A 23,745-nucleotide genomic window follows, 5' to 3' on the forward strand; every position below is an offset into this window, starting at 1 on the left:
CTTGCAATTATACGCATCATTTACGTTAGAGAAAACGCTTAATATACTTTATAAAATAGTATACGAATACTCCTTGTACCATTTTAATTACTATGGATAGTCATTCTCCTTGAGTATCATCACTTTTTTTTAATTCTTCAAGTGTTGGCATAGACATAATATTATAACCTGAATCAACATAATGAATTTCACCAGTAACACCTGATGATAAATCAGAAAGTAAGTAAAGAGCGGATTTTCCGATTTCATTAATGTTTACTGTGCGGCGTAGCGGTGCATTCCGGCGTTGATATGAAAAGATTGCCCGCGCTGAGGCAATACCATTTCCAGCTAAGGTTCTAACAGGACCAGCTGAAATTGCATTAACGCGAATATTTTGAGGGCCAAAATCTGCTGCTAAATAGCGTACCATAGCTTCTAGAGCAGCTTTAGCTACTCCCATGATATTGTAATTAGGCACAACTTGTTGTGAGGCCCCATAGGTAAGTGTTAAAAGTGCACCTCCACGGGGCATAAGCTTGCCAGCACGTTGTGCAATTTCAGTAAAGGAATAAGCTGAAATAACCATTGTGCGTTTAAAATTTTCGCGTGTAGTTACATCAACATAACGCCCTTTTAGTTGATTCTTATCTGAAAAACCAATGGCATGAACAACAAAATCAATCGTTTTCCATTCTTTCTCAAGATGTTCAAAAACACGATCAATATTTTCAATTTTCTCAACATCGCATTCAAGTAACAATTTGCAACCAAGCTGTTCTGCTAAAGGTTGAACTCGTTTTCCGAAAGCATCTCCTTGATAAGTAAATGCTAATTCAGCTCCAGCCTCTGCTAGTTGACATGCGATGCCCCAAGCAATTGAATGATCATTTGCAACCCCCATAATAAGGCCACGTTTGCCCTCCATCAAACCTTTCATATGTAATCTCCGTATGATCGTGCTTTTTTCAACGAGCTAAAAGAACTCCTGTTCATGCATAGCGTTGGAAAATGAGCGTTGCATTGGTACCGCCAAAGCCAAATGTATTTGACAATACAGTATTAAGTTGTTGATGATCACGACGCGTACGAACAATAGGCATATCTGCAAAAGCTGGATCAAGCTCTTCAATGTGAGCGCTCTCGCAAATAAAATTATGATTCATCATTAACAGTGTATAAATTGCCTCGTGAACACCTGCAGCTCCCAATGAATGACCTGTTAGAGACTTTGTGGCAGAAATTGGAGGACATTGATCACCTGCTCCAAAAATACGGCGGATCGCTTCTATTTCAGGAGGATCACCAACGGGTGTTGCTGTTGCATGAGGATTGATATAATCAATTTTATTACTTACGGTTGCAAGCGCCATGCGCATGCACCGTTCTGCTCCTTCGCCAGATGGAGCAACCATGTCGTGCCCATCAGATGTAGCACCATAACCAACAATTTCTCCGTAGATTTTTGCACCACGTGCTTTGGCAAGTTCTAGTTCTTCAAGAACTAAAACGCCAGCTCCACCAGCAATAACAAATCCATCACGATTAGCATCATAAGCACGTGAAGCTTTTGCAGGCACATCATTATATTTACTGGACATAGCGCCCATAGCATCAAATAAAACAGATAACGTCCAATCCAAATCCTCGCAGCCACCAGCAAAAATGCGATCTTGCTTGCCATATTGTATTAATTCATACGCATTTCCAATACAATGATTAGAGGTAGCACAGGCCGAAGAGATCGAATAGTTTACTCCTTTAATTTTAAAAAAAGTTGCGAGCGTTGCAGATGCTGTAGAACTCATTGCTTTAGGTACAACAAAAGGACCAACACGCTTTGGACCTTTTTGGCGTGTAATGTCAGCAGCCTCAACAATTGACAGAGTTGAAGCACCTCCAGAGCCCATAATAATACCTGTGTGTTTATTTGATACTTCATGAGGTTCTAAACCCGCATCAACAATTGCCTGGTCCATAGCGATATGATTCCAGGCTGTTCCACGACCGTGAAAACGCAGAGCACGTCGATCAATTAATTCTTCTATATTAATATCAGGCTTACCGTAAACTCTGCTACGGAAGCCTAATTTGGCATACTGAGGTGCGTAAGAAATCCCGGATTTTGCTTCACGTAAACTGGTTAAAACGGCTTCAGGGTTATTTCCAATAGCGGAAACGATTCCCATTCCAGTTACAACGACTCGACGCATCCATACCTCCTTGTTTTATACAGAATAACAAAATATCATCTTGTGATGGAAATAATTTTTAGTCGTCTTTAAATAAAGCAACGCGTAAATCATTAGCTTTATAGATGGTTTCTCCATCTGCTTTCACCCATCCATCGGCTATTCCTAATACCAAATTTCCACGCCGAATACGCTTAAAATCTATTCCATATTCGAGAAGTTTGGTTTTTGGAGTTACCATACCTGATAATTTTACTTCACCCGTTGATATAGCTCTTCCTTTTCCTGGTTCACCTAGCCATCCAAGAAAAAAACCTGTTAATTGCCACATGCCGTCCAGACCGAGACACCCTGGCATAACAGGATCGCCTATAAAGTGACAATCAAAGAACCATAGATCTGAAGTAATGTCGAATTCGGCGCGAACCATTCCTTTATTGTATTCACCGCCAGTTTCATTGATTTTTGTGATTCGATGAATCATCAACATAGGTGGTGCTGGTAATTGCGCATTACCTTTACCAAACATTTCGCCGCGAGCGCAACTTAGAAGCTCTTCATAAGTGTAGTGAGACTTTTGTTCAGTCATTATTACTCCATTTATTTGCGTATATTTTTATTTTGCGCTTTCTCCCCCTCCCAAATATACTTTTAGAGCAAATTTAAAGGAGAGGGAAATGATTTTATATCATTTTTAATGACAAAAGCCCTTTTTTATGTATTCTGGTAAGGTGGGTTATTTAAAATGAAATAAGGAATTATAACATACTATCCCCATTTTTTTGTATTTTAACTTTATTATAACAAAAATGTATTGTGATTTATAATATGGCATTGAGCGCGAACAATTTAGATTTTGGTGAAGAGGAGCAATCTACAAAAGATTGTGGAAAGGAGATGGGTTATTATTCCATATCTGTGTTAGAAAAGCATTTGCGTCAAAATGGTTTGAGACCAACACGTCAGCGGCTAGAACTTGCCAATATGATTTTTTCTAAAGGTAACCGTCACATTGCTGCGGAAGAACTTTATGAAGAGGCAATTAAGTTGGGTGTGCCTGTATCCTTAGCAACTGTTTACAATACGCTTCATCAGTTTACAGAAGCGGGGTTGTTACGGATTATTGCTGTAGAAGGTTCAAAAACTTGGTTTGATACCAATACGTCTGATCACTATCATTTTTATATAGAAGGCGAAAATCGTATTCTTGATATTCCTTGTAATTTGGAAGAAGCTCCTATTATTGCGAATTTGCCTCAACCACCAGAGGGGATGGAAATTTCGCATGTTGATTTGATAGTTCGGTTAAAACCCATAAATTCACCAGATTATAAGATTTCAGAGAATTCAATAAGGAATAAAGATTAAATTTGGATTGATTTTAGAAGTTCACTAATCGTTTATTTTTTCATCAGGATAGATTCCCCATAACTGAGGTTGTTGAAGCCATCCGCGCGTATTATGAATATTGAGTTCGCACCAATATCCATTGCATTGCCGAATATTAACAATAACATTAGGCTCTACTTCTGCAACAACTTTTGCATTGTCTGTGGGATTTTTGCGTAGCATAAGCCTTTTTGTTTTATCTTTTTGCCATGGAATGGTTATAGCGGTTCGCTTTCCTGATAAAAGCGATTGATAAACCCACCCTTCATCGCCTTCTGCATCGCGAATTTTGCGCCATTGATCGTATTCTTGTATGATTTCAATAGGTAAGCCCTGCTTTTTGTAAGTAAAGATGATAGAATAATTGCTCCCTGGTCCGATGCGTACATTAACACGAGTAGGTTTAATCGAAGCAAATCGCGGGAGTGGTAAACCACTTGGTCCTAAATTTTGATTGAATGTTTGTGCGAACAAAAAACGGGGTGAACTAAATACAAAAACACTTGCCATTAAAATACATGATGCGAGCACTGGAAATCGAAACCAAATAAAATGTTGCACACTTAAAGCCTTTATTTCTTCGTTTCTATATATTGGCCATTTAACTAAGATCTGAAAGTTGGATCAAGAACTGATCAAAATTATGGCATATCGCTAGTTAAAGAGATCTAAATAATGAGAAAATTGTTATAAGAATCACAGAAGTTAAGATAAAATGAAATTTTTAGTGTTTGCTTTATTTATGAGAACATGTTTTTAAAGCAATATTGAGCTTGCATGCAGTCGCATGTTTGAGACAAACATTAAGGTGATTGGATATCTTGCAAGTTGTGTCAGCTTTTATATGACAGATAGTAGTAAATAAAGTTGTCTCTATTTATTTTGTTTTTTCTGAAATGAAGATATAGCTGTGTTCGTATTATGATCAAAAATTGTCAATGATAGATCAATAAAGATTAGTATGTAATTTGAAAAGCAGTTTGAGAATAGGTGAAACATATAATTCGTGAATCATTCGAATGTAAAAACATTCGCAACATTGAGGATAGGCGAAAATATGAGAAATAATTTATGACTTCACAAGCATATAGCGGTTTTCGGTGTCAACGTTTCTTACAAACTTTTCAATTTGGTTATAGGATAATACATCTGATTTATTGGTGATGTTATAGTACGGTAAACAGCCAGAATAGCTATATGAGAACTGATTAATCCCGAATTTTTATGAAATATCAAAAGTTATAAAATTTCATTGTATTATTTAATCAAGATTAAGAAGAAAAACTTCATATCTGATATTTTACCTCTGCGCGTGCAATTACATATTGTGATAGCTAATTTATATTTCACATACTGAGCTGATCCAGGGAATTTGAATAGATGTTGAATGCTTACTATAAAATCAGAAAACTACCAAGGAATGTATAGGTAAAGAAAAAATGACATTGAGAGACATCAAAAATATCTTACATTCAATATGCATTATATATAGAAACAGGTGTATATATAGAAACAGGTGTGCTTGTTAACTTCAAATGATGATTTAACTTGACATAATTAAGAGTCAAATAAAATCCACCAACATTATTATAAGAAAAAACCACTACTAGGCTTTAAAAACATACATAACAAACACTAGCGAGTAAACCAAACTAAAAACAACAAAAACACCCACCACCGCGTTATACAAATCACTTTATGCTATATTTTTGTTACTGCTAACGTGACTCTATGAGATTCCCAAAATGTACTATTTTACCACAGAAGCCCGACCGTTACTAACAACACCTTCCCTTTGCGCACGTTTACGAGCAAGCTTACGCGTGCGGCGAATAGCTTCAGCTTTCTCACGAGCACGCTTTTCGGATGGCTTTTCATAATAACCACGCATTTTCATTTCACGGAAGATACCTTCACGCTGCATCTTTTTTTTCAACGCGCGTAGCGCCTGATCAACATTATTATCACGAACGAGTACTTGCACTATTTACCCTGCTTTGTTTCAGTATCATCAATAATAGAATAATAGGAAAAATCCAATTACTTTTAAATAGGTGTCTAAAAGACCCACACTATGAGACATATATCACATAAAGGAGATGTTTGTCTATATCGCTTTTTAAAATTTTATTCTTTGTAGCTAGAAGATACTATTCGTAAAAAATGATTAGATGTATGGATAAAGCTTATGAAAGTCCTTGTATCTGTTCATTTTCGTCAAGATGAATTTTCTCAGCGATAGGGTAATGTGGTAAGCCAGGCATAGTCATAACATCTCCACAAATAACAACAATAAAACCCGCACCTGCCAAAAGGCGAACTTCACGTACAGGAATCTCAAAATCAACGGGAGCACCGTATTGAGTAGGGTCAGAAGAAAAGGAATAGGGTGTTTTTGCCATACAAATAGGGTATGTCCCATAACCTTCTTTTTCCCAGGATTCAAGCTGTTTGAGAATAGAATCAGTGATTACAGCTCCACGACCACCATAGAGATTTTTTATAATGGAATTAATTTTTTGAACGAGTGGCAGTGTATCTTGATACAGAAATTTAAAATGGAAATCTTTTTCTTCAATCAAGGTAACAAGTTCTTGCGCAAGTTCTATGGCACCTTTTCCACCCTTTTTCCAATGTTTGCAGATAACAGCTTTATGTCCGGTTGATGCAACTATTTTTTGTAACGTACTTATTTCAGCATTGCTATCGGTATCAAAATGATTAATAGCGACAATACAAGGGATGCCGTAGTGTTTCATGTTTTTGATATGCCGTAAAAGGTTGGCTGCACCCTTTTGTAAAGCAGTGATATTCTCTTCTGTCAGATTATTTTTGGCCACACCACCATTCATTTTTAGAGCGCGAATTGTTGCAACAATCACTGTGGCATTGGGTATAATATCCGCTTGTCGACATTTAATATCAAAGAATTTTTCTGCTCCAAGATCGGCTCCAAATCCTGCTTCTGTAACAACATAATCAGCGAGCTTTAAAGCGGTTTTTGTTGCTATAACTGAATTACAGCCATGAGCAATGTTGGCAAAAGGCCCTCCGTGAACAAGAACAGGATTATTTTCAATTGTTTGTACGAGATTTGGCTGTAATGCTTCTTTGAGGAGAACTGTCATTGCCCCCTCTGCATTGAGATCAGCGACCGTCACAGGTGTTTTATCATAACGATAGGCAACAATAATTTTTTTGAGTCTTTGCGTAAGATTTTCTAGATTTTTAGCAAGGCAAAAAATAGCCATAATTTCTGATGCAACAGTAATATCAAAACCTGTTTGACGAGGGAAGCCATTGGTTATTCCACCCAATGAAACAACAATATCGCGTAATGCACGGTCATTCATGTCAAGAACTCGTTTCCAAACAATGCGGCGTGGATCAATGTTCAGAGTATTTCCCCAGTAAATATGGTTATCTATCATTGCGGCAAGAAGATTATGAGCAGCTGTAATGGCGTGAAAATCACCAGTAAAATGCAAATTAAGGTCATCCATTGGTACAACTTGAGCATAACCACCTCCAGCAGCACCACCTTTTATACCAAAACAGGGACCTAAAGATGGTTCTCTTAAAGCAGCTATCGTTTTTTTTCCAATGAGATTGAGAGCATCATTGAGGCCAATCGTTGTTGTTGTTTTTCCTTCTCCGGCAGGTGTTGGATTAATAGCCGTGACAAGGATAAGTTTACCATCCGGATTTTTATTGAGCGATTTTATGTATGCAGAAGAAATTTTAGCTTTATCATGTCCATAAGGAATAAGATTTTCATGAGCGATACCAATTTTTTGAGCAATTTTAGTGATGGGTTGCTTTTGAGCAGTGCGAGCAATTTCAATATCTGTTTTGGGCATAGAAAAATTCTTTAAATTTGGCTTTTGTTGACATTGAAGGGGTGATTATAATTAACCGAGAGAAATCATAGCATATTAAAGAGGTACTAAACATCATAAAAGCCTATAACATATCGTATAAGAGGGAAAATTAAAGTAGAAAAAGAAGAAGTTTTATAGTTTTTAGTTCTGATAAGCTTTTACATGCAGGATTCAGGAAAAGTACGTTTCTATAAAAATCTTAAACTTTTCATGAGATACCGTGTTGCGCTTTTTGATCTCAAAAAAACTCATTTTATGCAGATTTTCTAAATTTTACTAAGAAAGAAGTTATAGCTCTGGAAATTTTGTGGAAGAGATTATTGTTAAACTTTTGGAGATTCTTCAAAAAAATGATGAAGACAAATATTTTGTTTTGAGTTTTAAAAGGTGGAAAAAATCTTCAATATTTTTCATTTTTGAGTAGTGAAAACACGTTAGATATCTGATGTGTCTAAAAATATCTCAGAAAGAAATTCTGATTCATAATCGAAAGAGCAAGTATGATGCTATCTGATTGCTATCTAACAACGCAATAAGTATATAATGAAAAGCAATTCAATAAAGGAAGTATTACTAAAAAATAGAATTTAATAATGGCGCACCCGAAGAGATTCGAACTCCTGACCCCCAGATTCGTAGTCTGGTGCTCTATCCAGCTGAGCTACGGGTGCACACATTTTCAATTTTCTATCTTATTAAGACAAAGGGTTCCTAATCGTTTCATTGAGGAATTGCAAGTGAAACTTAGTAGAAATAAAAAATTTTATCTCTTCGTTGATGATATATTTTTTAAAAAAAATCAGATATTTCTAGTTTCAGCTGGATTTTAGTAGGCTATTTCTTTAAGTCATATAAACGGTTTCAAGATGAACGATAGTTAACTTGACGTTTTAATTTACGAAAGATAATCAATAAAAAGAAATATGTGTTTCGGTGGGGGTAAGGCGTACTACCTACAGTTCGGTTTTTATGTGAAACGCGGATGTTACTGTTGAGGGCTATTTCAGACAAATTTACATATTCATGACACAGCAAGGACAGATATATGCTGTTAAAAAAGACTTTTCCACTCGTGTTTCTCGTTGTTATTTTGATGGTTACATACTGGGCTGGGAAAAAGAGTTCAGAACAACGCATTTCTGTAATGGATAAAGCAACAAATACATCACATAAAATTTCAAAAACTTCTGTGGCAAGATCGCCCACGAATGTTGTTGTTGATCTTGTAAAAATTCAAGATTTTTATGTACAGCTGAATGCGTTGGGAAGTGGACAAGCATTAGCTTCGGTGAAATTGACTCCTTGGTCAACAGGCATTGTTGATAAGCTTTTTATGCCAGCTGGTACAAAAGTACAAGTGGGTGATGTAATTGCAAAGCTTGATTCTAAAAAGGAAGAAATAGCCGCTGCAAAAGCAAAAGTACAACGCGATAACAGTGCTTTAACACTTTCACGTATTCTTAAATTACGTGCCAGCAAGACAGCAACAAAAGTCCAAGAAATCACTGCACGCTTAGAGCTGGATAACGCAAATTTAGCCTTGCGTAACGCTGAACTAGATCTTGATCGGCGAACAATTCGTGCACCGATTAGCGGAATTATAGGCATCTTACCCATTGATGAAGGCAATATTGTGACTCTTAATACTGTAATAGGTCGTATTGAGAATAGAGAACGTATTTTAGTGGATATATGGGTTCCTGAACAGTATGCATCGCATATTCATAAAGGAGATGAAGTGACTGCAAAGTTAGTAGCACAGCCGGATAAAACTTTTGTTGGTCATATTTATGCGATTGATAATGTGATTGATCCAGAAAGTCGAACACTTCACGTTCAGATTGAAATCAAAAATGAAAAAGATACTCTTATGTCTGGTATGTCTTTTTCTATTGCATTACAATTTTATGGTGGTTCTTTTCCTGTCGTTAACCCCCTTGCTGTTCAATGGAATAGCAAAGGATCATTTGTTTGGCGGGTGAGAGAAGGGAAAGTAGATCCCATTCCAGTATCAATTATTCAGCATAAAGCAGATCAGGTATTTGTGAAAGCACCTCTAAAAAATGGTGATCAAGTAGTCATCAAAGGAGTACAGATGCTGCATCCAGGAAGACAGGTGACGATTGATGAACCAAAAACCCATCAACAGCAATTATCAGCAGTTTATGGGCAAGATATACGATGAATCAAGAATTTAGCACGAAACAGCCTATAGCACAGGCGGAGCAAGGCGGTATGATTGCATTATTTATTCGCAGGCCAGTTTTCACCTTTGTTTTGAATGCTATGATCGTAATTGCAGGGATTACCGCGTGGTTGAATGTTGATGTACGCGAACTGCCGAATGTTGACACTCCAGTAACGACAATTATGACAATTTTTTCTGGTGCATCAGCGGAAACAATTGATCGAGAAATTACAAGAGTTATAGAAAATGCTGTCTCTCGTGTTTCAGGTGTTAAAACGATTTCATCAAGTTCTTCTTTTGGTCGTTCTCGAGTGGAGATTAATTTTAATGTTGGTGTTGATTTAAATGTTGCGGCATCTGACATTCGCGATGCTCTCTCTCGAATTGCCTACTCTTTGCCAAAAAATGCGGATTCACCTATGATTATTAAGGCGGATTCGAATGCAGTGGCGATGATGTATTTGGTTGTGACTTCATCAACAATGAATATTGATGATTTAACAACAATTGTAAATGATCAAATTGTTGATGCACTTTCTGCTGTTGACGGTGTTGGTGATGTACAGGTTGATAGTGCTCGTAAGAAGATTTTTCAGATTGATGTCGATCAAGCAAAACTTGCTCGCTATGGGTTAGACATAGCCGATATTTCACGTGTACTTGCTGATATGACAACGGACGTACCGGTAGGGTCATTACGCAATTCTAAGCAAACTTTAATCGTACGCGCTACTGCGCGTTTAACAACACCAGAAGCTTTCGAACAAATTATCTTAAAACCACATGTGCATCTTGGTGATGTTGCGCATATTACTTTGTCTCCTGATGTAGAAACGGTTATTCTGCGTGTCAACGGAAAAACTGGAATAGGGTTGGGAATTGTGCGTAAAGCACAATCTAATACCCTTAATATTTCTCAAGGTGTTCGAGCGGTTCTCGATAATCTTAAAAGTGTTATTCCTTCTTCTGTGCATGTGAGTATTATTAGTGATGATTCACTTTTTATTAAAAGTGCACTTCATGAGGTTGAGGTTGCATTAATTGTTGCTATTCTCAGTGTTATCGTGGTTATTTTTCTTTTTCTTAGAGATATTCGTGTAACACTTATTCCTGCTTTATCTATTCCGGTCGCTTTGATTGGTACAATTGCTGCCATTTATCTTGTAGGATTTTCGTTAAATATTCTCACATTTTTAGGACTTGTTTTGGCAACAGGGCTTGTGGTGGATGATGCGATTGTTGTTCTTGAGAATATTGTTCGGTGGCGTAATATGGGATTAGGTTCTCGGGCAGCAGCAGTATTAGGAACACGAGAAGTATTTTTTGCTGTTTTAGCAACAACCTTAACTTTAGTTACCGTTTTTGTGCCTATTTCATTTCTTCCTGGGCAAGTAGGAAGGCTTTTTAGAGAATTTGGTTTTGTATTGGCAATTTCTATTCTGCTTTCTTCGATCGTAGCTTTAACTCTTTGTCCTATGTTAGCTTCACGCTTTCTTAAGGGACATATTGAGGGTAATGGAGAAGGGGCATATTACTTTTCTTTTCTGGTTAAATTGGGCTCTTTTTTTAGCAAGTGGTATGCTTATAGCTTGCATAAATGTTTAGAAAAACCTTGGACAGTTGTTTTTGCTTCACTTATTTTCGCATGTCTTTGTGTTGTAGGTTATACTAAATTACAACAGGAATTGACGCCAACAGAAGATAGGGCTCTTATCTTTTTAGTCATTAATGGACCACAGGGTATTTCAACACAATATCTGAATGAACAGGTAGAGCAGATTGAAATGAGTTTAAAACCGTTACGTGATGCTGGAGAAATTGCTAATAGTTACTCAATCGCTGGTATTGGTGGTTCATCGAATACTGCTTTTTTGATTTTGTTGCTTTCACCTTGGGATAAGCGGCTTCGTAGTCAACAAGAGATTTTAAAAGATGTTAATGCAAAAATTAAACAATTTCCAGCAGTTTTTGTGTTTGCTGCACAGGGTAATTCTTTAGGTGTGAGAGGAACTGGTCAAGGATTACAATTTGCAATTCTTGGGAATGATTATACAAAATTACAGCCAATCGCTAATAAGCTTGTTACTGCTTTACAAGCTAATCCATATTTTATTCATCCACGGCTTACTGTTGAGGCAACACAACCACAATTTTTTATTGATATTAATCGAGAAAAAGCTTCTGATTTGGGAATTGATATAGCTAATTTGGGTAATACCCTACAAGCAATGTTAGATGGAAAAAAAATTGGTTCTGTTTATGTGAATGACCGTTCTTATGATGTGAAACTAACATCACGTAAAAATCCTATTAATAATCCTAACGATTTAGAAAATATTTTTTTAAAAACCAAAAGCAACAAATATGTTCCTTTATCGATTGTTGCGAGCTTGCATGAAAAAGCTATTGCGCCTCAATTAAAGCGGGAGAAACGCATGAGTGCTGTTATTTTAAGTGCAAATCTTGTTCCAGGTGTTACTTTAGGGAGCGCTTATCAGAATGTACGGAAAATTGCTGCTCCTTTGTTGTCAGAAGGAAATTATATTGTTCCTTTGGGAGAAGCTGCTACACTTGATGAAGCATCTTCCAATTTTATGATTGTTTTTGGAATTGCCTTTGTGATCATTTTATTGGTTTTAGCTGCACAGTTTGAAAGTTTTATTTCAGGACTTATTATTATGGCTACTGTACCATTAGGAATTGGTTGTGCCGTAATTGCTATGCTTTTAAGTGGAGTAAGTCTTAATATTTACAGTCAAATTGGTTTAATTTTGTTGGTTGGAGTTATGGCCAAAAATGGGATTCTCATTGTTGAGTTTGCAGATCAATTACGTGATCAAGGTAAAAGCGTGCGTGAAGCTGTAGAAGAAGCAGCAAATATTCGTCTTCGTCCAGTTTGTATGACGATGATTTGTGCTATTTTAGGGGGGATTCCTTTAGTTTTAGCCAAAGGTGCTGGTGCAGAAGCGCGTGTAGCTTTAGGTTGGGTTATTGTAGGTGGTTTGGGGTTAGCAACTATTTTTACGCTTTATGTTACACCGGTTGTTTATCTTTTTCTTGGGCATTTTATAAGATCGAAAGCAGAAGAAGCTGTGCGCTTAACAAAAGAACTCAGTCAGAATGAATGATGTATCTAATAGGAAGGATTTGTTTTTTAGCTTTTGTTTTAAAAATGTCGTTTTCGGATTTTATCTTTCCACTTTTGTATTCCTTTTTTGTATGCGAGTAGTAAAAATTGGTTGCAATAAAGGAGGTGCTTTCTGTTTTGTTATTATTCGTGTGTAGATATCATTATCAATGATAATGGAGAAATAAGACCATGGGAGATGGCTTATTGATTCGAAATGAAAAAGCTTTTAAAGCAGCTTTGAAAGCTTTAAGAGAACATGCTACAAAGGATGGTGTGAGTGACATCCGTAGGCATTTCTTGGAAGATGCGCAACGTTTTTCACATTTTTCTTTAAAGCTTGATGATCTCCTTTTTGATTTTTCGAAATGTGGCGTCACATTTAAGACATTGCAACTTTTAGACAATTTGGCTATTGCAGCAAATGTTTTAGGCAGGCGTGAAGCAATGTTTTCCGGTAGAGCTATTAATACAACTGAAAAACGCTCAGTTCTTCATATTGCATTACGTTTGCCTGCTGATGAAGTTTTCATGTTAGATGGCCATGATTTGATTCAAGATATTCAAGCTGTTCTTAACAATATGGAAAGATTTTCTGAAAAGGTGCGTGATGGCAGTTATAAGGGAAACAGTGGTGAGAAGATAATCGATATTGTAAACATTGGTATTGGTGGCTCGGATCTTGGACCTGCGATGGTTACACGTGCTTTAAAACCTTATCATGATGGACCGCATTGTCATTTTGTTTCTAATGCTGATAGTGCTCATATTTCTGATACTCTCTCCGTTTTGAATCCAGCAACGACCCTGTTTGTTATTGCTTCTAAGACTTTTACAACGGCTGAAACAATGGCAAATGCTCAAGTCGCACGTCAATGGATTAGCTCAAATTTAGGGGAAAAGGCTGTTTGCACGCATTTTGTTGCTGTTTCGAGCGCCCTTGATAAAGTAACAGAATTTGGCATAGATTCTTCAAGAGTTTTTCGATTTTGGGATTGGGTTGGAGGGCGTTATTCAATTTGGTCAGCGATTGGTCTTGTTGTAATGATAGCAATAGGAGGGCATAATTTTCGTCAATTTCTCAAAGGTGCTCTGCAAATGGATCAACATTTTAAAGCAACGCCTTTGTATAAAAATATTCCTATTCGATTTGCACTTTTAGGATTTTGGCATCGTGTTCTTTGTGGTTATTCAACACGTGCTATCATTCCTTATGCACAGCGTTTAGCGCATTTTCCAGCTTATTTACAACAACTTGATATGGAATCAAATGGTAAGCAGGTTTCTTTGGATGGCAAACCGTTAAATTTTTCAAGTGGTCCAGTTGTTTGGGGTGATTCAGGTACAAATGGTCAACATGCTTTTTTTCAGCTTCTACATCAAGGAACAGATGTTATTCCTGTAGAATTTATTTTATTCATAAAAGGACATGAACGAAATTTACATCCTATGCATGACATGTTGGTAGCGAATTGCTTAGCGCAATCAAAGGCTCTAATGAAAGGACGCAGTGTCGAAGATACTCGGCGTATCCTTGTAAAAAATGGTATTAATGAGCGTGAAGCAGATAACTTAGCACTGCATAGAAGTTTTGAAGGAAACCGTCCGAGTATTATGCTGATTCAGGATTTGTTAACACCTTTTGCGCTCGGTCGTCTCATTGCACTTTATGAGCATCGTATTTTTGTCGAAGGTATTTTGATGAACATTAATTCATTTGATCAATGGGGAGTTGAACTTGGTAAAGAGTTGGCAAATGAATTGTTACCAATACTTCGCGGCGAAAACAAAGCAGATAAACGCGATAGTTCAACATCAGGATTGTTGTCACATATTCAAGTAAGACGTGCAGGATAGGAGTAATTTAACTGTAGGTTTACTGAGTAGAAATGGGGTTTATTAGATTCAAGAATATATGATAATTCATTATTTATGCGCATTTTACTATTAATGTGCTATTTGCTAGATTGAATTTTAACAGCAAAAAATCAAAATGATAGGCAAACAAAAGAGCGAAGAGTTTGAAAACTCTTTAAGACCTCCTTTAAAACTTTTTGAAAAAAATAAATTGCTGCAAAACTTGGTGTCAAGCTACAAACATTTATAATTCATTGATTTTATTGAAACTGGCGGAGAGAGAGGGATTCGAACCCTCGATATGGTTTCCCATATACACGCGTTCCAGGCGTGCGCCTTCAACCACTCGGCCACCTCTCCAGAGTTCTGCACTATATCCAGAAAGAAATAACGTGCAAGCCTAAACTATATACTCAAAATTCAAAAAACAACTTCATGTGCTCAAAAAAATGCTATATTTGTTGAATAATAAGCGTATCTTTTTCTTAAGAAGTAAATTTTCCGTGGATAATATCTAGAATGCAATAACTCAATTATCATAAAATTGAAATTTTCATATTCATTTGCACCTCTATCAAATAAATAATATTGCCCACAAATTGATCATGCTACCCATGTTTTTTAACAGAGGATAAAACACTACTAAAAACCAATTACTACTGATTGTATTCGATAATCAATAGGATAAGCGGTTACTTTAACCTCTTGTTTCCAAACATTAAAACATGTTTCACGGGGTTAATAAACTTTATTGCAACAAATATGATTTATAATGTGATTGAATTGCTGTCCAAATTGCAAGATTAACTAGCTGTTCTTTCTTTAAAACTTCAACATCATCTTATATTATTACTGAGAGCACGTACAGCTTGCGCAGTTTCACACTGTAATGCTTTTTTTGCTAAAATTTTCATATCTTCAAAACTATGTGTCTGTAAACACGCTTTTACGGAGGAAATATCACAGAATATCATAGAAAGTTCATTAATCCCCAATCCAGTCAAAATCATCGCTGCAAAAGGATCTCCAGCCATACCGCCACAGACACTAACCCAACACCCATGTTTTGCTGCTCCCTGAATAGTTTGATGAATCATGCGTAAAACTGCTGGATCAAGACTATCAGCTTCAGATACGAGGTAAGGATTTTGTCTATCAATAGCCATTGTATACTGTGTTAAATCATTGGTTCCAATCGAAAAAAAATCAACATAAGCGCTCAAAATATCTGCCATAATAGCTGCTGCTGGAACTTCAATCATAATACCAAGTTTTAATTTTGGTGCATCAATATCGTTGCGAATTTCTTCTGTGATCTTTTTTATAGCAAAAACCTCTGAAACAGACATGATCATTGGAAACAAAATCCATAGATCTCCACCCTCTTTTGCAGCTCGATACAGAGCACGTAATTGTGGAACCAAAAGATCACGTCGACGTAATAAAAGCTGCGTTCCACGAACACCTAAAAAGGGATTATCTTCTTTAGATAAATGTAAATGTGTAATCTGTTTATCTCCACCAATATCGAGTGCCCGAATAATTAATGGCTTATCCCCTACTGCTGCGATCATTGCGCGGTAGACATCAAATTGTGCTTGTTCATCGGGAATATGCGAACTATCTAAAAACAAAAATTCTGTACGCATAAGTCCAATACCTTCAGCCCCAAAATTTAGTGCCATAGAGACCTGATTTGTGTAGTTAACATTAGCCATAATACGAATCTTGTGACCATCTACCGTTTGCACTGGTAATTTACACACATGTGTTTCATTATTACGTTTTTGCGCAATAATACTCATATGCCTTTGGACATTTTCAACATCTTCAGGAGTAGGATCAAGATAAATGAACCCATTATCGCCATCAATAATAGCCTGAACATCACACTTAACTGCTAAAACATCTACACCTGTAGCAACGACCATTGGAATACCAAGAGTACGCGCCAAAATGGCCGTATGAGATAGTGGACCTCCCCATGCTGTTACTAACCCTTGTATTTTTGTACAATCAAGCTGCGCTATATCAGAAGGAGAGAGATCATCTGTAACAAGAATAACACCACGCGGAATATCATTGAAAAAGAATGATCTATATGATGGATTGATTTCACCTAAAACACGACGACCAACATCAATTAAATTAACAGCACGCCCGGCTAATAAAGGATTATCTACCCTAGAAAACACATCTGCAAATTGCCGAACCGCTCTATCCCAGGACCATGCCACTCCATGACCTTCTTCCATAAAACGACAAGCTTGAGCTATCAGATTTTCATCTTCAAGTAAAACCATTTGCGCTGAAAAAATCGCTGCAGAATCTGCTCCCATACGCGCTGTGATATCAGCAATAACGGATGCCATTTTATGTTTTGTTTTCGTAAGAGCATTTTCAAGACATACTGCACCAGCTGCAAAACCTATTGGCTGGTCCATTATAGAAATATCATTTTTCCTTAAAACAAAAATCTTACCCAACGCTAGCCCTGAACTTGCTCCAACACCAGAGATGCTTTTTTGTTTGGAACGTGGATACCAGCCATGAAAAGCCTTTGTTTGAGATTCCACTCCTCTCACCATACATTTTTCGCTTGTGCTCACTTTCTTCACGACAGAAATTGCATCCTTAAGAAGTTGCGCACCTTCTGCAGCATCTGTCGAAAAAACTAAAACATCACCGTTTTTTGCTCCTAATTGCAATAAACCAACCAAATTTTTCATTTCAACGGCATACTGACCATGGCGAACTCTGATAGAGCTTTGAGCTTTTTTTGCAAAGTCAACCCAAAGTGAAGCTGGTCGCGCATGAAGACCACTTGGATAATCTAAAGTCCATTCCTGGCACACTGAAAGATCACCTATTAAAGTCTTTCCTGTTTTCATGTCCTGATCAAAAAGAGTCTTAATAATTTGTTGTTTGTCGGCAGTTGTCAAAAGTGCTTTAAGCCGTTTTTTATCAAATAAAAGAGGCGTTAATTGTTTGCAAATTTCTCTATAGCGATCTGGACAAGCTGCTATAGCAATAACCAAACGCGCTTTATTTCCATCCCACCACTCAACACCAGCAGGAATTTGTATAACAGAAACAGCATCTCTGATAATCAAATCACGATTTTCAAGCATTCCATGGGGAACCGCTATACCATTTCCAAGCCAAGTATTCGTTATTGTTTCTCGCTTGAGCATGCTTGCTAGATAACATTTATTAACTGCGCCAATTTGCACAAGCAATTCAGCAGCTGCATGAATCACTTCATTTTTATGATCAAAAGTAGCTGCAAGTTGTACAGACCTTACAGATAAGATACCTACCGCATTAAAATCTGTATTCATTACTGCTATTTGCTCCCTCTCATGATAAATTTAAACTACCTCACATTTAGATATGAGTATGTCTGATAAATTTCATTTCAAAGCGCATTTCCCAAAATACAAACTACAATAAATAACACTCTTATTTTCCTTTGTTATACGGAGTATAACTAAATAAGGCGTTTAGATATCCAAACATGACTTACCAAACAATAGGGGAGCGACGATACCAAAACCTTCAAAACCATTACCAGAAAATCTAATTTTTACTCTTTACTTCACAAGGACAAATGCCTCAATCTTTAAATACCCAACTAACTGAAAAGTTATTTTTTAACGACGCTCTCATTATCTCAAGTTGCTCTACATAACTTGTCATTATTTCTTATATAAGAAAACGGCTATCCAATCATTCACATCTTCAACTGACATTTTAACTGCCTCCAACTGAGCAACCCATCTTTGTCTTTCTTTGATTCATTACAAGAGAACAGATTTCTATACGTAGCCTACCTTTTTAAAATTCCACATAGCCAAATATCTCGTGACATAAAATCCTTAAGATATAATCTTAACGAGATTGTGAGGCTCCTTTTTATCAAATGAATACAACACCTCTAGATTGTTCTTTATCTTCATACAAGATCAAATAACTCTATCTAAAAAACAGCATGCCTGACAGATAAACCAACAAAGCTATGAAAATGCTTTTACCTTAACATAAATCTTTTCTCTTAAAGACTGGTAGAGCTTATGTTCAACAACACCCAATATAAAGAGCATTAAAATCACTCTTAATGTTGCTGATTATACATCTATCATTTCGATCACCTAAAACTAAGTCCCCTTAAATTTAACTTTCTTTACACTAGATTGATTATCTCCTGAACGCACATCACTTGTAAAACAGCTTTGATCAATAATTTTATTAACCTCTTTTACATGTTTCTTCTCTTCCAAACGGATAACCTCACCAAAACCGTCTTCTGAACACCATAAATACCCAATAAATTGGTCCACTTCTTGCAAGTAATCGTGTAAATATTCTCATCGAAAGTTCTCTAAAAAATAAATTTTTTAATGCTTTTTCGCGTATAATAAAAAGAAAACTTTGCTTACTGCTATCATACACCAATTTATCGGTAAATTCCATCATCACATCAATGTTTTCAATACAAACTAAATATAGCCATCAACTTTTTAGTTATTTGAGGAAAATAATTGCCCAAATATTGTCTTTTTCAGTTTCCTATATTTTATTAAATATCAACACAAAAAAGGAAAGACAGCAATCTATCTCTCCTTTTTAAGATTCATAATTTTACAATTGAATTTCAATGAAATACTGATTTATGCAGAAAACATTACAAGCCTATTCGGCTGTTTTTACCATAGGAATAACCGAGACATATGAACGGTTATTTGCTTTCCTTTGAAAAGAAACCACGCCATTTGACAATGCAAAAAGAGTATGGTCTTTTCCAATACCGACATTATCACCAGGATGCCAGCGCGTACCCCGCTGACGGACAATAATATTTCCAGCGATAACGGTTTCACTACCAAATTTTTTAACACCAAGACGTTTCGATTCTGAATCGCGACCATTACGCGAGGAACCACCAGCTTTTTTATGTGCCATGGATATTCTCCTTTAATCTTTTTTACTTTTTGATGCTACAGCTGTTTTCTTCTGCAGCCTGGTCTTTGTTTCAGCTATTTTCTTAACAGAAGAAGTCGCTTTTGTTTCCTTTGCCGTCTCTTTGAATGCAGTAACTTCCTCTTTAATCGGTTTTGCAGCTACTTTTTTAGGCTTTGAACCACCCATTAAAACTTCTAAAATGCGAAGTGTTGTAAGTTCTTGACGATGACCACGCGTACGTTTCGAATTTTGACGACGACGCTTCTTAAATGCTATAACTTTACGCCCACGTGTTTGCTCTACAATTTCAGCTGTAACTAAAGCATCGGCAACAACAGGTGCACCAATAACTGCATTACCCTCTTGCCCCACCATTAGTACATCATTGAATTCAATAATGTCACCGGTATTACCAATAATTTTTTCAATTTTAACTACTTGGTTAGCAATAACACGATATTGCTTACCACCGGTTTTAATGACTGCGAACATTTTTTATCCTTTCGTTCACTCCAGCTCTTATTTGATTTCTACCTTAGCCAATAAGGGAAAAATAGGCTGCTTTTTATCAGTCGTAATAAATTTAAAGAAGGAAAAAACACTCTTCTAAAAGCAAAAACACGCAGATTTCTCCGCGTTTGCATTTTACATATATGGCGGAATTTCTATCCTCTGTCAATAAAGTCTCACAAAAAAGCAAAAAAGGGTTGTACTAAATGCAATTGAAAGTTATTTACCCCGCATATACTTAAACAGTGTGTAATGGTACTGCGCTTTAATATAGGAGAGATGGCTGAGTGGTTGAAAGCACCGCACTCGAAATGCGGCATAGGGGAAACTCTATCGGGGGTTCAAATCCCTCTCTCTCCGCCAAATATTAGCTAGAGTGATCTTTAAAAAATATCTTTAGTTGTACGTAGTTTGATACCATGTTTTGTACCAATTTATTTTTTTCAAATCCCTTTAAAAGGTTATTTTAAAGTTTGTAATTTTTTGTGAGAACACTATTAGATTTTAATTTCTTAATTTCAAAGTGTCGGGTAACAATTTGGGGGGCAATAAAGAATGATAGGAACTTATATTAAAGTAATTTACCAGATTTATTCTGGAAGATAATCACTATCTGCCAGATCACTAAAGCGTGTAAAATCAGACTGAAACGCAAGATGGACGGTTCCTGTTGGTCCATGGCGTTGTTTTGCAATAATAACGTCGGCTTTTCCAAAAGCTTTATCCATCGCATTTTACCATCTTTCATATTCAAGAGTACCTATTTTGGGTTCTTCATTTTTGAGATAATATTCTTCACGGTACACAAAAAGAACAATGTCTGCATCTTGCTCAATCGAACCAGATTCTCGCAAATCTGAAAGTTGTGGACGTTTATCTGTCCGATTTTCGACTTGGCGCGAAAGTTGCGAAAGAGCGATAATGGGAATATTCAATTCTTTCGCTAATGCTTTTAATCCTGTGGTAATTTCTGTAATTTCTTGAACACGATTTTCAGATGAACGTTTTGAATGGCTTGTCATTAACTGGATGTAGTCAATAATCAAGACATGCAAACCATGTTGCCGCTTGAGACGTCTTGCGCGGGCTGCCAATTGCGTGATTGATATACCGCCAGTTTGATCGATATAAAGCGGTGCTTTTTGTAAGCGATTCATAGCACGAATGATTTTGGAAAATTGCTCTTCTGAGATATTCCCCCGTCGAATATCAGAAGAAGAGACCTCTGTTTGTTCAGAAATAATACGGGTTGCAAGTTGTTCTGATGACATTTCAAGGGAGAAGAAACCAACAATGCCTCCTTCATTTTCTTGTGTTTTAGCATTATAATTGCAAGCATTAGCAATTTTAAAGGCAATATTGGTTGCAAGTGAAGTTTTCCCCATACCAGGGCGTCCAGCGAGGATAATTAAGTCAGATTTTTGTAATCCTCCCATTTTTTCATCAAGTGTTTTAATATGAGTAGCTATTCCTGATAAGCGTGATGAACGCTTTTTGGCAGCACTTGCCATGTCAACAGCTTTTTTGACAGCCTCATTAAAATTTTCAAAACCTCCACCATATTTGCCTTTTTCAGCTAGTTCAAACAGATGTTGTTCAACCATTTCAATTTGTTTGGCTGGCGTAAACTCTAGTGGAGCCTCAAAGGCTGTATTGACAACTTGAGTTCCAAGATTAATTAGGGAACGTCGGATAAAAAGATCATAAATGACCCGTCCATAATCCTCAGTATTAATGATTGTTATCGCTTCTTTAGCTAAACGAACAACGTAAGTGTATACAGTGATATCACTAATTTTTTCGTCGGCTGGAATAAAGGGCTTAATGGTAACCGGATCTGCAACTTTTCCTTTTTCGATAAGGTGAGATAAAACATCGTAAATTTTTTGATGTAGTGGTTCAAAAAAATGTTCTGGTTTAAGAAAATCTGAGACGCGGTCGTGAGCATCATTGTTAATGAGAAGTGCACCGAGCAATGCTTGTTCAGCTTCAATATTGTGCGGTAGTTGTTGAAAAGAAGGGGAGATATCCCTTTGATTTTCATAGCGGTGGGAAACAGTTGCGGCTTTCCATGTTCCATTGATTTGTTCACTCCTCCTTGCAGCAGAAGAAGTTGATTGGCCATGATTACTGGACACCCCTCTAAGGACAAAGAACCATTACCCACAGCATGGGCACAGCCTATCCGATTTCTGATGCAGCCGCAGCTTGTGCCTCTTCTTTGCGTGGATAGCAACTGCGCAGACGGCACACGGAACAGCTAAACCCTATTTAATGCTTAATTTGGCATTACTGCCCTTGTGAGCGATCAAAATAAGTGGCTTCAATAGTATCGTATCGGGTGTGTGGGGGGCTCTAACGTAAATTCCCAACTAGAAAATCATATTCTATGGATTGCTAATACTGATAAATATCTCCACTTAAAAACTTATTGTCCTTGATCAAAAAACGCGCCTGCATTCGTTTAGCAAAGCGGGTTAAAAAATCAAACGGTCAATGATCCGTGCAAACCACATAGAACAAAGTTTGTTCAATGAACTGTTGACTAATCTTTGCTTGATAGCCATGGCGCTTGGCTAGAGTTTTAATAATCTCACCAATGGTTTTGTCAGAAAAATGCTCACTGCTTTGTTCTTTGAATTCTTTATGCATCGAAACACTTATGCCACAAAAACACAAAATCCTCCATCACTGCTCCCATAACTTACAACCGGCTCGATAACAAAACGCCCCAATAAAAGCACTGATATTGTTCTCATAGTCAAAGATCTGTTGGCTTTGTGGAGCTTCTAAATCATTGCCACTATCGTCAAACGCTGCTTCAAATGTATCAGCTTCATTGCTGGCACGATTAATGATGCTTGTATTTAAAAGATGCTGGTAAAAAACCTCATAGACAAATTTATCTCCTACCTTGACCTCAAAAAGAGTGTATGCGCATTAATTCCATAACTGCTTCACCATACTTCGGGGATTGTGAAATGCGAATTCAGGCAGAATAACAGTTAAGCCCTGTGATAAAAGAGCACCATATTTTGCAGTTTCTCTGGATTGGCTTCCAATGTGGCTTCTAAATAGCCCCTTAGTGCTCCAACTTGGGAAAAGTCCTCTAATAGAGCTATGGCATGTTAAAAGTAGATTAAGTCTAAGCTCATATCCTCTAACTCTACAACAAGGTGCTTTTCTGGTATCTTCATAAGGTTTGTCCCTCTTGATATTGATCCTACTGATATTGTCCTTGGGGTTTATCCCTATCAAAAAATGGCAAAGACTGATGAAATAACGGATACGCTGGGATTGACCAGAGCGGTTGATAGTGTCTAGTCTTTAGGGATACTGGTGATCACCACGGACCCATGGAGAATGGCACTATAGATCGTATCATTGATCCAACAAAGCATCTGAACAGGCTTAACTCTTCGAATAGTGTGAATGATGGCATCAATGGCTACACGATCACCAAACTCTTCTGGAAACAACACGCCATGAATGGTTTTGGGGTCATTGCCATAGCCAGTAAATTGCAAACTGGAGGACCTACTAAAACGGCTCGATGGAACCCATGAGATAAAAAACTCTTCCTTAAAGGATTGAAAATTCAACCAGTCTACATAAGGTTAATACGCTCCTAACATTAGCAAAGAATCTCTCATACCCTTC

General features: G+C 37.0%; 15 protein-coding genes, 3 tRNA genes and 3 pseudogenes. 5 read left to right on the top strand and 16 right to left on the bottom strand.

Features of this window, described 5'->3' with window-relative positions:
- Nucleotides 1-100: 100 nt before the first annotated feature.
- Genes fabI through fabA form a run of 3 tightly spaced genes read right to left on the bottom strand, consistent with a single transcriptional unit; the run spans nt 101 to nt 2,760 of the window.
- Nucleotides 101-919 (bottom strand): enoyl-ACP reductase FabI, encoded by an 819-nt coding sequence (gene fabI / locus HWV54_RS04530; protein WP_005866305.1) that lies wholly within the window; start codon nt 917-919, stop codon nt 101-103.
- A gap of 52 nt (nt 920-971) precedes the next feature.
- Nucleotides 972-2,192: a beta-ketoacyl-ACP synthase I gene (gene fabB, locus HWV54_RS04535; RefSeq protein WP_005866303.1), complete on the bottom strand. Its 1,221-nt coding sequence runs from the start codon at nt 2,190-2,192 to the stop codon at nt 972-974.
- Between the two features lie 58 nt (nt 2,193-2,250).
- Nucleotides 2,251-2,760: a 3-hydroxyacyl-[acyl-carrier-protein] dehydratase FabA gene (fabA, locus tag HWV54_RS04540; protein ID WP_005866301.1), complete on the bottom strand. Its 510-nt coding sequence runs from the start codon at nt 2,758-2,760 to the stop codon at nt 2,251-2,253.
- Nucleotides 2,761-2,999: 239 nt separating this feature from the next.
- Between fabA and irrA the strand changes: the two genes are divergently transcribed.
- Complete coding sequence (irrA, locus tag HWV54_RS04545; protein WP_005866299.1) at nt 3,000-3,539, top strand: iron response transcriptional regulator IrrA; 540 nt, start codon at nt 3,000-3,002, stop codon at nt 3,537-3,539.
- 24 nt (nt 3,540-3,563) lie between these two features.
- Here irrA and HWV54_RS04550 read toward each other — a convergent pair whose 3' ends face one another.
- The 4 genes from HWV54_RS04550 to HWV54_RS04565 form a co-directional block, all read right to left on the bottom strand.
- The gene (locus HWV54_RS04550) at nt 3,564-4,121 is read right to left on the bottom strand and encodes an SH3 domain-containing protein (RefSeq protein ID WP_005866297.1); all 558 of its coding nucleotides are present in this window, start codon (nt 4,119-4,121) and stop codon (nt 3,564-3,566) included.
- 1,189 nt (nt 4,122-5,310) lie between these two features.
- The gene (gene rpsU / locus HWV54_RS04555; protein ID WP_005866295.1) at nt 5,311-5,544 is read right to left on the bottom strand and encodes a 30S ribosomal protein S21; all 234 of its coding nucleotides are present in this window, start codon (nt 5,542-5,544) and stop codon (nt 5,311-5,313) included.
- A 202-nt stretch (nt 5,545-5,746) separates the two neighbouring features.
- Nucleotides 5,747-7,420 carry a formate--tetrahydrofolate ligase gene (locus HWV54_RS04560; protein WP_005866293.1) on the bottom strand — a complete coding sequence of 558 codons (1,674 nt, stop codon included), beginning with the start codon at nt 7,418-7,420 and terminating at the stop codon, nt 5,747-5,749.
- Nucleotides 7,421-8,035: 615 nt separating this feature from the next.
- Nucleotides 8,036-8,112: transfer RNA gene (locus HWV54_RS04565), tRNA-Arg, on the bottom strand.
- A gap of 374 nt (nt 8,113-8,486) precedes the next feature.
- On the opposite strand from HWV54_RS04565, the gene HWV54_RS04570 reads away from it, so the two are divergent.
- From HWV54_RS04570 to pgi, 3 genes are all read left to right on the top strand, one after another.
- On the top strand, nt 8,487-9,626 hold the full coding sequence (locus HWV54_RS04570; protein WP_005866291.1) for an efflux RND transporter periplasmic adaptor subunit: 1,140 nt from the start codon (nt 8,487-8,489) through the stop codon (nt 9,624-9,626).
- Nucleotides 9,623-12,757 (top strand): efflux RND transporter permease subunit, encoded by a 3,135-nt coding sequence (locus tag HWV54_RS04575; protein WP_005866289.1) that lies wholly within the window; start codon nt 9,623-9,625, stop codon nt 12,755-12,757. The genes HWV54_RS04570 and HWV54_RS04575 overlap by 4 nt, the downstream gene beginning before the upstream one ends.
- A gap of 191 nt (nt 12,758-12,948) precedes the next feature.
- Nucleotides 12,949-14,613 (top strand): glucose-6-phosphate isomerase, encoded by a 1,665-nt coding sequence (gene pgi / locus HWV54_RS04580; protein WP_005866286.1) that lies wholly within the window; start codon nt 12,949-12,951, stop codon nt 14,611-14,613.
- Nucleotides 14,614-14,883: 270 nt separating this feature from the next.
- Here pgi and HWV54_RS04585 read toward each other — a convergent pair.
- The 5 genes from HWV54_RS04585 to rplU form a co-directional block, all read right to left on the bottom strand.
- A tRNA-Ser gene (locus HWV54_RS04585) sits at nt 14,884-14,973 on the bottom strand.
- A gap of 476 nt (nt 14,974-15,449) precedes the next feature.
- The gene (gene ptsP / locus HWV54_RS04590; RefSeq protein WP_005866284.1) at nt 15,450-17,954 is read right to left on the bottom strand and encodes a phosphoenolpyruvate--protein phosphotransferase; all 2,505 of its coding nucleotides are present in this window, start codon (nt 17,952-17,954) and stop codon (nt 15,450-15,452) included.
- 816 nt (nt 17,955-18,770) lie between these two features.
- A complete protein-coding gene (locus HWV54_RS04595) occupies nt 18,771-18,953 on the bottom strand; it encodes a hypothetical protein (protein ID WP_156785832.1) in 183 nt (60 codons plus the stop codon).
- 352 nt (nt 18,954-19,305) lie between these two features.
- A complete protein-coding gene (gene rpmA / locus HWV54_RS04600; protein ID WP_005866282.1) occupies nt 19,306-19,575 on the bottom strand; it encodes a 50S ribosomal protein L27 in 270 nt (89 codons plus the stop codon).
- A gap of 12 nt (nt 19,576-19,587) precedes the next feature.
- Nucleotides 19,588-20,067 (bottom strand): 50S ribosomal protein L21, encoded by a 480-nt coding sequence (gene rplU / locus HWV54_RS04605; protein ID WP_005866280.1) that lies wholly within the window; start codon nt 20,065-20,067, stop codon nt 19,588-19,590.
- Nucleotides 20,068-20,358: 291 nt separating this feature from the next.
- Between rplU and HWV54_RS04610 the strand changes: the two genes are divergently transcribed.
- Nucleotides 20,359-20,448, top strand: a tRNA-Ser gene (locus HWV54_RS04610).
- Nucleotides 20,449-20,675: 227 nt separating this feature from the next.
- Here the strand turns inward: HWV54_RS04610 and HWV54_RS04615 are convergent.
- The 4 genes and pseudogenes from HWV54_RS04615 to HWV54_RS04625 form a co-directional block, all read right to left on the bottom strand.
- Nucleotides 20,676-22,112, bottom strand: a pseudogene (locus HWV54_RS04615) (replicative DNA helicase).
- A gap of 466 nt (nt 22,113-22,578) precedes the next feature.
- A complete protein-coding gene (locus HWV54_RS07240; protein ID WP_156785831.1) occupies nt 22,579-22,737 on the bottom strand; it encodes a hypothetical protein in 159 nt (52 codons plus the stop codon).
- A 288-nt stretch (nt 22,738-23,025) separates the two neighbouring features.
- Nucleotides 23,026-23,282 (bottom strand): annotated as a pseudogene (locus tag HWV54_RS07030) (tail protein X).
- Nucleotides 23,283-23,308: 26 nt separating this feature from the next.
- Nucleotides 23,309-23,687 (bottom strand): annotated as a pseudogene (locus tag HWV54_RS04625) (phage tail protein).
- Nucleotides 23,688-23,745: the final 58 nt, after the last annotated feature.

The sequence above is a fragment of the Bartonella alsatica genome (genome assembly GCF_013388295.1).
Classification (GTDB): Bacteria; Pseudomonadota; Alphaproteobacteria; order Rhizobiales; family Rhizobiaceae; genus Bartonella; species Bartonella alsatica.